This is a genomic window from Salinivibrio sp. AR647 (assembly GCF_001995415.1).
GTDB lineage: Bacteria > Pseudomonadota > Gammaproteobacteria > Enterobacterales > Vibrionaceae > Salinivibrio > Salinivibrio costicola.
The window spans coordinates 87,778-102,547 of sequence record NZ_MUFE01000003.1 but is presented as its reverse complement, the minus strand read 5'-3'; the positions used below and the strand labels follow the sequence as shown (position 1 = coordinate 102,547).

12 protein-coding genes are annotated in these 14,770 nt (G+C 49.0%); 1 reads left to right on the top strand and 11 read right to left on the bottom strand.

The genetic code is table 11. The features are described 5' to 3' along the window. Window positions 1-9 precede the first annotated feature (9 nt). The 7 genes from BZG76_RS04435 to BZG76_RS04400 all read right to left on the bottom strand — a co-directional run bounded on the left by BZG76_RS04435 (window position 10) and on the right by BZG76_RS04400 (window position 6,771). On the bottom strand, window positions 10-1,494 hold the full coding sequence (locus BZG76_RS04435; RefSeq protein WP_077460303.1) for a sigma-54 dependent transcriptional regulator: 1,485 nt from the start codon (window positions 1,492-1,494) through the stop codon (window positions 10-12). Window positions 1,495-1,657: 163 nt separating this feature from the next. Continuing rightward, window positions 1,658-2,062: a flagellar export chaperone FliS gene (gene fliS, locus BZG76_RS04430; RefSeq protein ID WP_021023052.1), complete on the bottom strand. Its 405-nt coding sequence runs from the start codon at window positions 2,060-2,062 to the stop codon at window positions 1,658-1,660. A 12-nt stretch (window positions 2,063-2,074) separates the two neighbouring features. Next, window positions 2,075-2,377 (bottom strand): hypothetical protein, encoded by a 303-nt coding sequence (locus tag BZG76_RS04425; protein WP_021023051.1) that lies wholly within the window; start codon window positions 2,375-2,377, stop codon window positions 2,075-2,077. Between the two features lie 2 nt (window positions 2,378-2,379). Further along, the gene (fliD, locus tag BZG76_RS04420; RefSeq protein WP_077460302.1) at window positions 2,380-3,738 is read right to left on the bottom strand and encodes a flagellar filament capping protein FliD; all 1,359 of its coding nucleotides are present in this window, start codon (window positions 3,736-3,738) and stop codon (window positions 2,380-2,382) included. Window positions 3,739-3,756: 18 nt separating this feature from the next. Then, window positions 3,757-4,185, bottom strand: coding sequence for a flagellar protein FlaG (locus BZG76_RS04415; protein ID WP_021023049.1), 429 nt, complete (start codon window positions 4,183-4,185; stop codon window positions 3,757-3,759). A gap of 55 nt (window positions 4,186-4,240) precedes the next feature. After that, on the bottom strand, window positions 4,241-5,365 hold the full coding sequence (locus tag BZG76_RS04410; RefSeq protein WP_077460301.1) for a flagellin: 1,125 nt from the start codon (window positions 5,363-5,365) through the stop codon (window positions 4,241-4,243). A gap of 263 nt (window positions 5,366-5,628) precedes the next feature. Continuing rightward, window positions 5,629-6,771, bottom strand: coding sequence for a flagellin (locus BZG76_RS04400; protein ID WP_077460300.1), 1,143 nt, complete (start codon window positions 6,769-6,771; stop codon window positions 5,629-5,631). A 470-nt stretch (window positions 6,772-7,241) separates the two neighbouring features. Here BZG76_RS04400 and BZG76_RS04395 point away from each other — a divergent pair, with 470 nt between their 5' ends. Continuing rightward, window positions 7,242-9,344: a tetratricopeptide repeat protein gene (locus tag BZG76_RS04395; protein ID WP_077460299.1), complete on the top strand. Its 2,103-nt coding sequence runs from the start codon at window positions 7,242-7,244 to the stop codon at window positions 9,342-9,344. Between the two features lie 104 nt (window positions 9,345-9,448). Here the strand turns inward: BZG76_RS04395 and flgL are convergent, their stop codons facing one another. From flgL to BZG76_RS04375, 4 genes are all read right to left on the bottom strand, one after another. After that, window positions 9,449-10,642: a flagellar hook-associated protein FlgL gene (flgL, locus tag BZG76_RS04390; RefSeq protein WP_077460298.1), complete on the bottom strand. Its 1,194-nt coding sequence runs from the start codon at window positions 10,640-10,642 to the stop codon at window positions 9,449-9,451. Window positions 10,643-10,654: 12 nt separating this feature from the next. Next, window positions 10,655-12,532 carry a flagellar hook-associated protein FlgK gene (gene flgK / locus BZG76_RS04385; protein ID WP_025744206.1) on the bottom strand — a complete coding sequence of 626 codons (1,878 nt, stop codon included), beginning with the start codon at window positions 12,530-12,532 and terminating at the stop codon, window positions 10,655-10,657. A gap of 170 nt (window positions 12,533-12,702) precedes the next feature. Continuing rightward, a complete protein-coding gene (flgJ, locus tag BZG76_RS04380; protein WP_077460297.1) occupies window positions 12,703-13,653 on the bottom strand; it encodes a flagellar assembly peptidoglycan hydrolase FlgJ in 951 nt (316 codons plus the stop codon). A 9-nt stretch (window positions 13,654-13,662) separates the two neighbouring features. Continuing rightward, window positions 13,663-14,751: a flagellar basal body P-ring protein FlgI gene (locus BZG76_RS04375; protein ID WP_021023040.1), complete on the bottom strand. Its 1,089-nt coding sequence runs from the start codon at window positions 14,749-14,751 to the stop codon at window positions 13,663-13,665. Window positions 14,752-14,770: the final 19 nt, after the last annotated feature.

Genomic DNA, 14,770 nt, shown 5'->3' with positions numbered 1-14,770 from the left:
ATTACCGATTTATATTAACTCTTCTTTGTTGAGTCCGTACTTACGCATTTTTTCCACCAAGGTGGTTCGCCGCATACTCAACATGTCCGCGGCTCTGGCGACGACGCCTGACTGCGCCTCAAGTGCCTGCTTGATCAGATCAACTTCTACCTCAGCCAGGGTCTCTTTAAGATTAACGCCCTCGGGAGGCAAACTAGTAAAACCTGGACTGTCAGAAAAGCCTGGCATCTCATCGTCAAACGCGGGAATATCTGGCTCACAAAACATCGCAGTGAGTGCCTCTCGCTCTGCCATTTCGGTGTCTTCTACCGAATACGCTTCTGGCTGAAATTCAGGAATATCACTGTAGCGATATTTCGCGGGAAGGTGATTTACATCCACCATTTGCCCCGGATATAAAATCACCAAGCGTTCGATAAGGTTGGCCAATTCACGCACGTTCCCTGGCCACTGATGTTCCATTAGCGAATTAATCGCTCGCGGTGAAATATGAATACGTCCATTTCCTTCACCATCTAGACGAGACATCAGTTCGTGGATAAGCAAGGGAATATCGTCAATACGATCTCGCAATGCAGGCATCTCAATCGGGAATACGTTGAGTCGGTAATAGAGATCTTCGCGAAATTCGCCTTCTTGGATCATCGTTTCCAGTGTGCGGTGAGTGGCAGCAACCACTCTAACATTGGCGCGAATACTTTTATTTCCTCCCACTCGCTCAAACGTACGCTCTTGAAGGACGCGTAACAACTTCACTTGCATTGGCATCGGCATATCGCCGATTTCATCCAAAAAGAGCGTTCCACCCTCCGCAAGTTCAAAACGTCCTTTGCGTGCTGAAATTGCGCCGGTAAAAGCCCCTTTTTCATGGCCAAAGAGTTCACTTTCGAGGAGCTCTCCGGGAATCGCACCACAGTTCACCGGCACAAAAGGACCGGTCGCGCGTGAGGATGAATGATGAATATGGCGTGCAACCACTTCTTTACCGGTGCCAGACTCACCTAGAATCAACACACTTGCCTCGGTTGAAGCAACCTGATCAATTAAATGACGAACCTGTTCAATCACATCGCTCTTGCCAACCATATTATGAAAGGCGGTATTGTCACCTGCGAGTTGTGGAATACTAAACGCTTGTTTTCCAGCAAACTCACGGCAATGGTGTAAGGCGTCAAACAATTGTGGGTAATTTAACGGTAAGCCCAGTTCGCCGACATAATTAGGCAACCCGGAAAGTTCACGATCATGACGTCGAATCGCAATCACTGGAACATGGTGATAGGTTGCAAGTTGGTCAAGCACTTTCTCTAACAGCGATGTCGAGCGGACGTGACCAAGAAAACATGCGCCCCAGTTTTGCTCCCAGAGTGCATCACTGACATCTGTGGTCGAGTGAAGCGCGTAACGCTCGCCGATAAAATCGAGTATCACGCCGAGATCGTGACGAAACTGGTCATCGTCATCGATAACAAGGATCTTTGCTAAATCTTGCATGTGTGAGATACGTCTGCCCTGATAACTTATTATTATTGTGCCGCTCGTAAGCAACAACAATCTCAATTTTAATCAAGACATTGTAATAGAGAACGCGCATAAGGCAACCGGAGACACAGTAAACCTGTGACTCCAGTGCCATGTCCGTCTTTTGGTAGGCGGTTTAACTGGTCGCTTGAGTCATATTATGGTATTCAGAGGGAATCTGGTCCCAAGCTGATTTTATCTCTCGCAATAGTTCAATCACATCGTCAATGGGTTCTGGCGTATTGTCTAAGTTGGCGGCACTGACTTGTCGAATCATAAAGTCATAAATGGCATCCAAATTATCCGCGATATCACCGCCCTCATCCATAGATAAACAAGCCCGTAGATTGATAATAATATCCAATGCCTTACCTAGGCGCTCACCTTTGACGGATAAATCGCCTTGTGCCATCGCCGCCTTGCCTTGAATTAAACGCTCAATAGCCCCGGCCATCAGCATCTGGATAACCTTATGAGGCGACGCGGCGCTTAACTGACTGTCAACCGAGACCTTCTTATAGGCCTGTAGTGAGCCTCTCATAGTCTTCCTCACCTATTGAAATTTCTTATACAGCTGCACAGACTGCTTCCCCTTGCGCTGCTGTAACAAGCGCTTGGCAGATTCTGCTTTGTGCTCTTCGAGCGTATCAATGAGCGTTTTTGTTCTTGCCAACGCCTCGGACCATTGTGGATGACTCGGCGCCTGTGTTGACGCTGCAATCTTATCGAGCAGCGTTTTTCTATCATGCAATTGTTGAGCCAGCTTTTCTGGATCAATGTCACTTAAGGTTAAGTGCTGAGCAATGTCTGCATCCATTACCTCTAACGTGACGAGCCAATCCGCAATCTCTGTCATGGCTAACCTGGCATGATGTTTTGCATTGCTTGCAATTGAGAACGCATTTGACTCGTTGCTTCTTCCATCGCAGAAAAGCGCTGCATGGTTCGTGACTCTAAGCTTTCCATGCGTCTATCTAACTCACGCTGATCATCACGTAATCTCAGCTTTTGCTCTGAAAGCGTGCTTTCACGGTTACTGATCGCCCCACCCGCGCCGGTGAACCCATTGATCACCTGCTCTAATTGACGCGCAAAGCCATCATTGCCACCGAAAAAACCTTCTAAAGCGTTAAAGTTTTGACGCAGCTGGCGGTCTAACACTTTATTGTCGATTTCTAAACGGCCATCCATGGTGGTCGTCACCCCAAGTTCACTCAATGTTTTCATCCCTTCAGGCGCTTTCTCTATCGGGGATGAAAATAAGTTACGTAACCGACTGGTCGCCGTACGTATCACACTTTCACCCGCCAACGGACCGCCTTGTTGCGTTTCGGGATCATATTGGCTAACGGCTTGAGAGACACGGAAGAACGCATTGTAGTTATCAACAAAAGACGTAATCGTTGATCGTACCGATTCTCGGTCATGCTCTACCGCCAGTGAAAGTGGCTTATCACTGGTTTGGTCAACTTCTAACGAGACACCCTCGATAGCATTATCAAATGTATTGGTTGTACTGGACACCGAGGCGATACCATCAATCAGTATCTTGGCATCTTGTGCTGCCTGCATTTGCGTCATGCCATTATTAGCTTGTCCAGCTTGAAAGCCTAACTGGTGGAGTGCACTGCCTATCTGAGCATCAACATTCACTTCGATCCGATTCGTTTCCCCGGTTTTATTACCGTTTAGCACCATACGTGTGCCACTATCGTCTTGGATAAGCGACGCCTGGATCCCGGGGTTTTTAGGATCGTTGTTAATCGCCCGCACAACGTCAGCCAAGCTGTCTTTGCCTTGCGGCACATCGATCACACTGGTGCGATTACCCATGGTGATCGTAAGTTTACCCGTACCCAACGAGGCATCAGGATCGACGCCTGGCGAGACAAGCTTATGAGCCCCCGCAAGTTGCTGTACATCAACCTGATAACGTCCAGGGATGGCGTCCGGTGTTGCCGTAGCACCGAGCGCGTCGGGGTTGCTCACCGATGTGGTTCTCGCCGAAAAACCTTCGTTACGACGAAAATCATACATCTGGGTTTTAAGTGTCGCGAGAGAATCTTTTAAGCGACCAAACGCACTAATGTCGGTTTCAACGTCATTAGTGCGTTTGATAATCCGCTCTTGCTTGGGTGCACGTTCAGCATCCACGATTTTAGTGACCATGGCATTAATATCCATGCCACCGCCCATGCCTGCTGCTTTTACACTCATAACGACTCTCTCACCTCGTTACACCTTCTCTGTGACCAGCCCTCGCGCGTGTTGCGACAATTGCTTAGCAAGCTCTAACATTTCTTTTTCTGGAATTTGACGGATGATATCGCCACTGTTCATTTCATACACGGTGACAATGCTACGTCCTGTGTCTTCATCCAGTCGGAATGCGAGCCCTTTGTTAAAGTCAGACATAAACTCATCTAGCCGGGCGACCAGCTTTTCAAGCTGTTGTCGTTGTAGCTGACGGTTTTCTTCAATGCGCTGCGACTGTTCAACACGCCGTTGCTGCATTGATTCTCGCGCTTCTCGGCGTTCAGCTTGCTGATGCTGATTCACCGGATCAGACTGCGTTTTTCCAACTCTTACATCTTTTGCAATCTTTGTGCCATCAGAGGGTTTTGAGTGCAGCAGGGATGAATTGGAAACGGATGAAATGTCCATTGCTATTCACCTCCAAAAACGTAGCGGCGGCGATTAGGCCGCCGCTCGTGAATGGTTAACCGAGCAAGCTCAGTGCCGCTTGTGGCGCCTGCTTGGCTTGCGCCAAAATCGAGGTACCAGACTGCTGCAGAATTTGCGATTTGGTCAAGTTCGTTGTTTCTTTCGCGAAATCAACATCACGGATTCGGCTGTTCGAGGCCGATACGTTTTCATTGACGTTATCCAAGTTCGCAATTGTATGGCTCAAACGGTTTTGCTTCGCACCCAATTCAGCACGGTGAGAGTCGATAAATTGCATCGCATTATCGATCATACCGACCGCTTTTTGTGCGCCACCCATAGACGAAACATCCACATCTTTGATGGTTTCATCCACTTTGGTTCCCATGGAGAGCGACGTAGCCAGTGCCCCTGAGAAGGTTGCATCCGAACCTGCCCCAGTGACAATTTGCAGCTCACCGTCTTCCGTCACCGATGCACTGAGTTTATCGTCAGCCTGACCATTAATGTAGGTCGCGATTTCTTCAATGTCATCACCGCCTTTCGCCGTTACATTGATCGACGTTGAGGTGCCATCCGCATTGGTGATATTGATTGCCATGGTTGCACCGGCAGTAGCTGTCCACCCTGCTGACTTACCATTCGCAGCCGTAAAGCTAGCGCCACCCATTTCACTGTGGTCAGCGCGGATGTTTTTGAACTCCATCATCACCGCTTCACCAGCATCAGCACCCACTTGGAATGAACGCGTACCAAATGTGCCGTTGAGGAGCTTGGCACCACCGAACGAGGTGGTTTCTGCGATACGGTTTAGCTCGTCTTTCAGCGCGACCACTTCTTCTTGAATTGCGCTACGTTCAGAGTCACCGTTAGCACCGTTAGCGGATTGCAGTGACAAGTCACGCATACGTTGCAAGATGTTGCTTGACTCTTCCATCGCCCCTTCAGCGGTTTGCGCCATTGAGATACCGTCATTGGCATTTCGAACAGCCACACCCAAGCCACTGCTTTGTGCCATCAAGCGGTTAGAAATCTGAAGACCTGCCGCATCATCTTTGGCACTGTTGATACGAGAGCCGGATGACAAACGCTCCATTGAGTTGTTCAGCGCATCGGTCGAATTATTCAAAAATCGCTGAGCTGTCATCGCAGGGACGTTAGTGTTAACAGTAATAGCCATAACTATTCTCCTTAGGTTCTAGGTCCGGCTTCGCCCAGCTGACCAGGGAAAACCAGTGTAAAATTGTTCACAACCCATGTAGCGGCGCACGTTGAGAAAGCTTTAGCTTTTTTGTTGTGCGTGTCGGTATTAATACCGATGCCGTATGGCGCTATGAAGGTTAACGCCCAAAGGAGAGATATCTTTAGTGGGATTTTGATAAAAATTGGCATAAAAAAAGCGGCAACCGCTTGCCGCTTTTTTTTACCTGTAAAAACGAGAGGTTATTGCAGAAGGTTCAATGCTGCTTGTGGCATCTGTTTGGCCTGAGCCAGCATCGAGGTACCCGCCTGCTGTAGGATTTGACCTTTGGTCATTGCCGTCGTTTCACGCGCAAAGTCTGTGTCTCGAATACGACTGTTTGAAGCCGACACATTTTCCTGGATATTCGACAAGTTGCTAATGGTGTGGCTGAGTCGATTTTGCTTCGCACCCAAATCCGCCCGCTGACTGTCGATATAACGCATCGCCGCATCGACAACGCCAACGGCCATTTGAGCACCACCGACATCGGACACATCGAGGTCTGCCGCTGTCACTAAGTCACCATTACCCGAAACCATTCCCAGAGAGGCGGCGAGTCCACCACTAAAATTGACCGCGCCTGCGACTTTATTCTCTTCAATAAAGATTTGCAGCTGTCCTTCTTCGTCAACGGAGGCGGTGAGCATTTCATCTGACTGACCGTTGATATAGCTTGCCAGCTCTTCCACATCATCGCCTGCTTTCGCGCCGATACTTAAGCTGACGTTTTCACCCTCTTTCGTGGTAAATTGCAGCTGTAATGTCGAGGCTGCACCATCCACTTCCCAGCCAGCTGATTTGGGTTGACTGCCGACAAATTCTACGCCACCCATGCGGAAATCATCTGCACGAATGCTCGAGAGTCCCATAATGATCGCTTCACCGGCATCCGCACCAATTTGGAACGAGGCTTCACCAAACGAACCATTCAGTAATCGACGTCCACCAAAGGCTGTCGTTTCTGCAATTCGGTTCAGCTCATCTTTCAGTGCCTCGACCTCTTCTTGGATAGCCACACGTTCAGATTTACCATTAGCACCGTTAGCAGATTGCAAGGAAAGGTCCCGCATACGCTGCAAAATATTGGTAGACTCTTGCATAGCCCCTTCGGCAGTCTGGGCAATCGAGATACCATCATTGGCGTTCCGCATTGCCACATCAAGCCCTCGAGTTTGGGCCACTAATCGGTTAGATATCTGCAAACCCGCCGCGTCGTCTTTAGCACTGTTGATTCGGCTACCTGACGACAGACGTTCCATTGAATTGTTCAACTCATCGGTCGCTTTATTCAGGTAACGCTGCGCAGTCATCGCAGACACGTTGGTGTTAACTGTTACACCCATTTTGCTCTCCTTTGWCTTTCGCTTGCTTTGCGAAACAGCCTACCCGCGACGTGTTGCACTGTGTAATGGCGGTGCTGCGGGAACAGCTTGTTAATCAGTTTTAGTCTCAGCCCGTTCAAAAACTGGCCGCTTGGTTGATTAAATACAATATATATGCCAACTTTTTAAAATCTATCTAAATCAGTATATTACTAGATTTTTGTTGTATAATAGAGCGCAATAATGACAGCGGAATCTGCCGATTTTCTGTACCAGCGGCAATATAGCGGCAACGCCTCGCCTTCGGTTGCCGGCATGACCGGTCTATCGCTTGTCGATGTACGCTTGCAAATAAGCGGCCAACTCCGGTAACGACTGAGCTAGAAGGCATATTTTTTGCAAATATTTTTTGCAGATAGATAACACTCATCATCCCACCAGCGTCTTGACACTAAGTCGAGGCAATCATAAATAACAGGACGAAGTCACTGATGACGCAAGAAAACGACGGTCAAACGAATATGACGCTGGATGACGCGTTCCAGCTCGGTATTCGCCTCTATCAAGACGGCAATAAAGTCGATGCACGGCAAGTTTTTGAACAGATACTGAGCCATGCGCCAGATACCGTTCCCGTGCGGCAGGTTCTCGCCGTATTAGATGCGGAACAAGGGCAATATCGCCAAGCGATGACACATCTTGAACATGCCCTTACGCTCGCGCCTGATGATCGTTCTCTGTTGTTCGACAAAGCGCAACTGCTCACTCAGCAAGGCCACAACAAAGCGGCCTTAGACATTGTCGACGCTTTGTTTGCCGCCGCTCCCACCAACCAAGATATCCTTAGTTTACGTGAACAGTTAACCGCAAAACTTGGCTTGCAAGGTGAGAGCCGTCGTACACATGCTTTGCGTGATGAATTGCATCAAATTAAAAATCAAGGTCTGGCTGAGGAAATCAACAAAACCATGGCGTTGGCCGCTAATTTGATGAAGGATGGCCACACGGCACAAAGCGAACAACTTTATCAAACGATACTAACGCTTGAGCCCGACTACCCTCCTGCATTGATGGCGTTGGCTCAGCATGCGCTTGATGAACAAGAATACGGTAAGGCCCAGCAGCTCTTATTACGCGGTAATGACAAGGCGCAATCTCATCAAGTGTGGCAACTGCTTTTGGTAAGAGCAGAGTCAGGGCTCGGTACGTATACAAGCGCTCGCCAACGCTGCTTGCAAGCCCATAAGCAAACTCAAGATCCAGCCTTTTTGCACCAACTGTTGGTGGTGTATCTCAAGGAAGCCAATTGGTTGGAAGCGAGTAAACTGGCCAAGCAATGTTTGCGTGATGACCCCGAGCGCGGAGAATTACACTATGCCTATGCCCGTGCTACCTTCGAGCGACTCAAGCAGCATCATCAGTTTACGCAAGATAAATTGACCGATTGCTACCAGATCCACGAGAAGGCTCTCGTTCATGTCAGCGATAAACAAGCGAATACCTTAAATGCACAATTAGGCGAACTCGATTGGTATATGGGAAATATCGATCAAGCCCAACATCGCCTAGAAACGTTATTAGCGGCGCAACCCGATGATCATGCGCTGCGGTTTAACCTTGCCTTTGTCTATCGTACCCAAATGGCGTGGGATAAGTTTTACTCGGCGAATGAAGCAGGACTTGATTGCGGCCGTCGACTCAAATACCACGGTGATTTACCCCGTTGGGATTTGTCGCGACCACAAACCGATGCCGTACTCATTATGCCTGAGCAAGGTGTCGGGGATGAACTCGCCTATTTTCATAACGTGGCAATGGTGGTTGAGCGTGCTCGAAAAGTGTACGTTGGCTGCGATCCGCGTCTAGAGCCCTTACTGAGTCAAGCATTTCCAAGTACAGAAATTGTGCCGATTTCTCGCAAAGATGGAAAAGATATTTTCGTCCCTGAGCATGTTCTCGCTGACATTGATAGTTGGGTGGCCGGTGGATCACTGGCAGGGTTGTGCTATCACCACTTTGACCGTCATCTTTATCAGCAAACCTATATTGTTCCTGATGTCGCACCCCATGCGTCTTGGATAGCACCGTTAGCTAAATTGCATCAGAAAGGGCCTGTGTTTGGGCTATGCTGGCGCAGTGGTCTTGCGGCTGCCACCCGTAACATTCACTACTTGGTGGCTGAAGAATTAGCAGGCTGGATAAAAGCCGTTCGCCAGCTTTGTCCTAGCGCCCAATTTGTCAATTTACAATATGGTGAGTGTGAAAAAGAGCTGAGTAAAATCAAAAAACAAACGGGCGTTGAGATCGTGTCACTGCCCGGATTGGATCTTAAAAATGATTTTATGGGGACCGCGCATGCGATCAAACAGCTCTCGGGGGTATTTACTGCGGGGACAGCGGTGCATCGGCTGACGGTTGCCGTCGGCACACCTTGCTATGTGTTTTTTGCCGGCCATAAAGAGAGCGATATACAAACGCCAGAGTCGATGCCAGGCTACGCAGAGTATGCGTTTAGTTATCCGCCAATGATCAAAGACAAACAGCCACTGCTTGATGCGATAGCACGCCGTATGGTTGACGATCTCGGTCGGTAAAAAGGGGGGAATTACCCTCTACCAATAAAAACGGGGCTGCTGAGACGGCCCCGTTTTTTATTCACCCCTGGTACCTTGCGGTAATCTAAGGCTTCAACCTTGGGTTAGATATAATTAAACAACGAAAGATCTTTAGTCTTAGCAAAGGCCTGCTGGGACGCTTGCAGTGCCAGCATATCTTCGTTCATATCAATGGCGGCTTGGGTATAATCTAAATCTTCCATGGTACCCAAAGAGCGATTCAACACTAATTTAAAATCTTTATGCATGCTTTCTTGTCGATCGAGCGTGGTCAACCGCGTTCCCACTTCTGAGCGTGCTTTGTTCAAGTGTTTAAAGGCGGCTGAAAACTGCTCAGTGACTTGATGGAGCTCTGCCGTTGCCGAGGCATCATCGATATCCGCATACGATAAAGCCGCACCATTTTTAAACGCATCGAAGATATTGAAGCTATCTTGTCTTTCTAAGTTGATAGTATCACCCGGCCCCATCTCGCCTTCAAAGGTCATTTTGAGCGTGTTCCACTCAATGCCGGTTTGCGGATCGTAAAGGCCAGCACTGACTTCGGTGCCATCTTGCATCAGAGAGTACGTGGTATCGCCGCTAGCATTAACATCAAACGACACCGAATAGTTCGCCGTATCGGCATCATTGCTATTTTCTGCTTTCGCCAGTAAAAGCAGTGATCCGTCTTCAAGATCATATTCCGGTTGGTAATCGCCAAAAGGGTTATCAATTTCCATAAACATCTTATCGCCGGGATCGGAGGTCGGCACTTCTACTGCAGGCGCTACTTGAGCCGTACGAAAGTAACTGTCGCCGGCATAACGGACATTGCCTTGGGTATCACGATAAAAAGGCTGGGTACTGGTTTGGGTGCCGGAGAACAAGAAGTTGCCTGACTCGTCCTTGGTGTTCACCAAGTCCATAAAGTTATCAAACATTCCTTGCAGATCTTGGCGGTGCGCAGTGCGGTCTTCCACCGATAACGAACCATTAATCATCGCCATCACTTTACGCTTGGCGCCATCCATGATTTGCTCTGATTCATCAATAGCGATCTCTTCACGTGTTTGACGATTTCTCGCCAAGGTGATCGAATCAATAAACTGATCAATCTGCTCATCTTGCTGGCGAAAGTTCTGAATATAGATTGATGAGACGGGATCATCGCCGGATGTGATCACACGTTTTCCGGTCGCCATTTGCTCCTGATTATCTTGCACCTTCACATTTTGGCGCATAATGTCGTTGGAGACAGATTGGTAATTATGAAAACTAGCAATACGACTAATCATACTGATCGACCCTTATCGCGTTGCATTGAGCAGAGAATCAAAGGTTTCATTGGCCGCAGTCATGATGCGTGACGCCGCCATATAAGCGCGTTGAAACTTCATCATATTCGCCGCCTCTTCATCAAGGTTAACCCCAGACACTTGGGCGACACGTCCTTCTGCCGCATCATGTTCAACCATACTCACATCCTGCAAACGCTCATACGACGCTTTTTGCACCCCTAAATCGGTACTCAGCCCTTCATAGACATCAAGCACGGTGGAGCGGCCATTATCCATCAACTTTTGCGTTTGCAACTCTTGCATGCGAATTAAGTTACTGTTGTCGCCATCCGCCGGGATCAAGCTTACGGCCAAGACATCGTCAGGCACCGCTTTATCATTAAGATCAATCACGGTCCCATTCACGTCTATCGGCCCACCAGGTGGATAAGCTTGAGGCGCAACCAAGATTTGACCTTTGGTGTCTGTCACCGCAAATTGGCTGCCATCCGGTGAGATTCGAACTTGAAATTCTTTTTGTCCGCCACTTTGCAGTACACGGACGTCGCCCTCACCTTTACTCACCGAGCTACCACTAATATAGCTTTGTGCGGCAATATCAGCAGGATCTTCCATCGCCACCCGCATTTGCCCTGCCGCTGACCGTGCCGGGCGAATTAGTACTCGCTCATTGGCCGCCAATCCTGCATCAATTTGAACACGCATTCCGTCCACATTGAAGCTGGGAGGCGTACCACTAGGGGTAACGGCGGCTTGTTTGCCGTCTGGGGCGGTCAGCGTATATTGTGTGCCATCGAACTTAAGTTGATAGTCACCCGGTTTAAGCTTTTGCAAATCATCGATATAAACTTTAAGGTCCGCGGTGGAGTCACCGTTTTGAACCACGCGAGAACGGGCGATGCGATCACTGTTAAAATCGGTAAAGATATTTTTGCCCACTTCACCATTAAGATCGAAGCCTTGTCCCTGCAAATCATTCAACGCCTGAGAAAACCCAATCGACATTCGGCCTAACTCGTCACGCGCTTGGCTGAGTGTGTCATCACGGTACTCAAATAATGCACCAAGTTTACCGCGAATATCGCTATTCGAAATGGCTTTCACACTCTTACCTTCAACGAGGGCTAAACGGCGCTCTTGATGATCCGGCTCACCCGGCAAGGTAGTTAACTCACTGCTATTCATCCCGGATACCAGCATATGGCCACTGCCAATGATGACATTGAAAAGACCATCTTCGCGTGCATTCACGCTTACCTGGGTGTACTCAGACAGCTCTCGGATCAATTTGTCATGACGGTCCAATAGATCATTAGCTTCGGCGGGGGTTTTAAGTATTGCTTTGTGCACATCCACCAGCTCTTGGCCGATGTCGTTCATTCGCTTTACCGTGGCATCAATTTGTGACGAGGTATCAATTGATTGCTGCTGTAACACGCCATAGACGTCGTTCATACCGGCAGCGACCATTCGCGCTTTTTCGAGCACGACTTTTCGCGCCCCCATATCACTGGGGCTGTCAGTTAACCCTTTAACCGCGCCATAGAATTCATTCATGTTTTCAGGAATTTTTTTGGCTGAATGCGCCATCATATCGTCGAGTCGACCGAGTTGATCGTTGCGCGCGGCGGCGTGAGACAAGTTCGAGGTCGCCACATTCAGTTCATTAACCGCGAACTTATCATAGTTACGGCGTACCGCAGCAGCGTGAACACCGGTACCGTAATTGTTGCCACCCCAAAATTGCGGATCATTGGTTTGTTGCTCAACGGATTGACGGCTATACCCCTCCGTATTCACGTTAGAGATATTGTGACCTGTTGTATTCAGCTGTCGCTGCGCAGTCAGTACGCCTTGCGATCCAAGGGAAAGCAGGTCCAAGCCCATTGTGCCTCCAAGTAACCCGGCAATTAAAACGAGATAATCAAAGTAAAGCAAAAATCAGGCCAGAGAAGGTAGAGGGGTTTTAAAGCGATGTAAAACAAGATATTAACTGATTTAAAGGCATAAAAAATCAAGCTAAAATAAAAAACGGCAAGCCTTTGCCTGCCGCTCAATTATTCCATCATGCCACGGACTTGATCGAGCACACGGATAACTTTGTCGGCATACTCAGGATCAGTAGCATAGCCCGCTTGGTGGAGTTCGCGAATAAACTGTTCAGGTTGCGCAGATTGAGACAGGGCTTGCTCGTAACGGGGGTTTTCTCGTAAAAACGAAACAAAATCATCAAAACTCTCTTGATAGGATGGATACGCGCGGAAACTCGCCGTTTCTTTCACCGGGATCCCATCATACACTTCGAGTGTTTGCGTCGCGACTTTGTCTCCGCTCCAGCGTGGATCCGCTTTAATATTGAACAAGTTATGGCTGTTATCACGGGCATTGGCGATCACTTTTTTACCCCAGCCGGTTTCCAAGGCAGCTTGTGCTAAAATGATTGCTGGATCGGTGCCAAGTGCCCGCGCCGCGCGTCGTGCATGAGGCGCTAATCTATCAACAAATGCGGCAGGCGAATCAAAGCCTTCATTACGTTGTCCCGCCTCACTTCCCGCTGCCGGTGGGGCAATCGACTGGCTATCCAGCGCGGCAATCGCTTTTTCTGCCGCCTCTCGACTTCGATTTTGATCCAAAGGCAAAGATTGCGCCGATGTGCGCGCCGCATCTTCCAAGTCAGGTTCACTATCGCCCAGAGCCTGGCCCAGTTGTTCCACAATCATATCAGCCAGCCCCAGCGATCCCTCTCGGCTGAGTTCACTTGCCATTTGTTCGTCTGCCATTTGCTCATAAAACTTAGAGGTGCGATCGTCGATGAGATCGGACTCGAACGCTTCATTGGCATCACGCATTGATTTAAACAGCATCTGGGTGAACAAGGCTTCAAATTGCTCTGCCGCAGAGCGTAATGCGGCACTTTTATCGCCATCGCCATTCTTAGTCGCTTGACGGCGCAACGAATCAAGCTGGCTAATATCGTGTACAAATTGACTATCAACAGGAGATTTCATTGCTGTCCCTTATATGACTATCAACTGGCCATCGATGGCACCCGCTTGCTTTAGCGCTTGCAAGATGGCCATCAAGTCTGAGGGGGCTGCCCCCACGCCATTGACTGCGCGAACTAAATCGTCCAAGGTCACGCCTGGTTTAAAGTGGAACATTCGCCCTTCTTCTTCTTCGACATTGATCTCGGTATCCGGTGTGACTACCGCTTCCCCACCACCGAGTGGGTTGGGCTGATCGACATTAAAGTCTTCTTGAATCGAGACGGTCATGCCGCCATGCGTAATTGCAGCTGGACGAAGGCGCACATTTTGTCCCACCACAATGGTGCCCGTACGAGAATTGACGATGATTTTAGCCGCACCATCTCCAGGTTGAAATTCAATATTTTCTAAGGTAGATAAAAACGCGACCCGCTGGCTCACATCACGTGGCGCTCTGACACGCACCGACGTAGCATCCATCGCAGACGCTGTTGATGGTCCTAGAAAGCGGTTAATCGCATCCGCCATACGTTGAGCGGTGGTAAAGTCGGATTGAAAAAGATTAAAGGTAAGGTGATCACCTCGACCAAATGGATTCGGCACTTCGCGCTCGACCGAGGCTCCGTTCGTGATTCGCCCCACAGTAGGGGTATTCCCCACCAGTTGTGAGCCATCGGCCCCCGTGGCACTAAACCCACCGACAATTAAGTTGCCTTGTGCGGTGGCATAGACGTTGCCATCCAGCCCTTTCAGAAAGGTTTGGAGCAAGGTTCCCCCTCTTAAACTTTCCGCCGAGCCAATCGATGACACAGTCACGTCAAGTTTTTGACCCTGTTTGGCAAACGCAGGGAGGTCTGCGGTCACTGCGACTGCGGCGATATTGTCTGATTGAGGGGTTGTATCAGTAGGAAGTTCGATACCAAAGTTATTTAGCATCGACTTAAAACTTTGGTCAGTAAAATCAGTGCTTTCACCTGTCCCCGGCAAACCGACCACTAAACCATAGCCCGTCAACGTGTTACTCCTGACCCCAGCAACCTCGGCAACGTCTTTTATTCGAGCCGCAAGACTTGGTGTGGCTACAACCAGCAAGACTATCGATAACAACCACTTTTTCACGTCAACTCTCCGTCACAAT

Coding starts and splice junctions, on each gene's coding strand:
- BZG76_RS04400 (WP_077460300.1), bottom strand. CDS start 6,771: ATGGGTGTAACAGTTAACACCAACGTGTCTGCGATGACTGCGCAGCGT.
- BZG76_RS04415 (WP_021023049.1), bottom strand. CDS start 4,185: ATGGACATTTCATCCGTTTCCAATTCATCCCTGCTGCACTCAAAACCC.
- BZG76_RS04425 (WP_021023051.1), bottom strand. CDS start 2,377: ATGACAGAGATTGCGGATTGGCTCGTCACGTTAGAGGTAATGGATGCA.
- fliS (WP_021023052.1), bottom strand. CDS start 2,062: ATGAGAGGCTCACTACAGGCCTATAAGAAGGTCTCGGTTGACAGTCAG.
- BZG76_RS04395 (WP_077460299.1), top strand. CDS start 7,242: ATGACGCAAGAAAACGACGGTCAAACGAATATGACGCTGGATGACGCG.
- BZG76_RS04435 (WP_077460303.1), bottom strand. CDS start 1,494: ATGCAAGATTTAGCAAAGATCCTTGTTATCGATGACGATGACCAGTTT.
- flgJ (WP_077460297.1), bottom strand. CDS start 13,653: ATGAAATCTCCTGTTGATAGTCAATTTGTACACGATATTAGCCAGCTT.
- fliD (WP_077460302.1), bottom strand. CDS start 3,738: ATGAGTGTAAAAGCAGCAGGCATGGGCGGTGGCATGGATATTAATGCC.
- flgK (WP_025744206.1), bottom strand. CDS start 12,532: ATGGGCTTGGACCTGCTTTCCCTTGGATCGCAAGGCGTACTGACTGCG.
- flgL (WP_077460298.1), bottom strand. CDS start 10,642: ATGATTAGTCGTATTGCTAGTTTTCATAATTACCAATCTGTCTCCAAC.
- BZG76_RS04410 (WP_077460301.1), bottom strand. CDS start 5,365: ATGGCTATTACTGTTAACACTAACGTCCCTGCGATGACAGCTCAGCGA.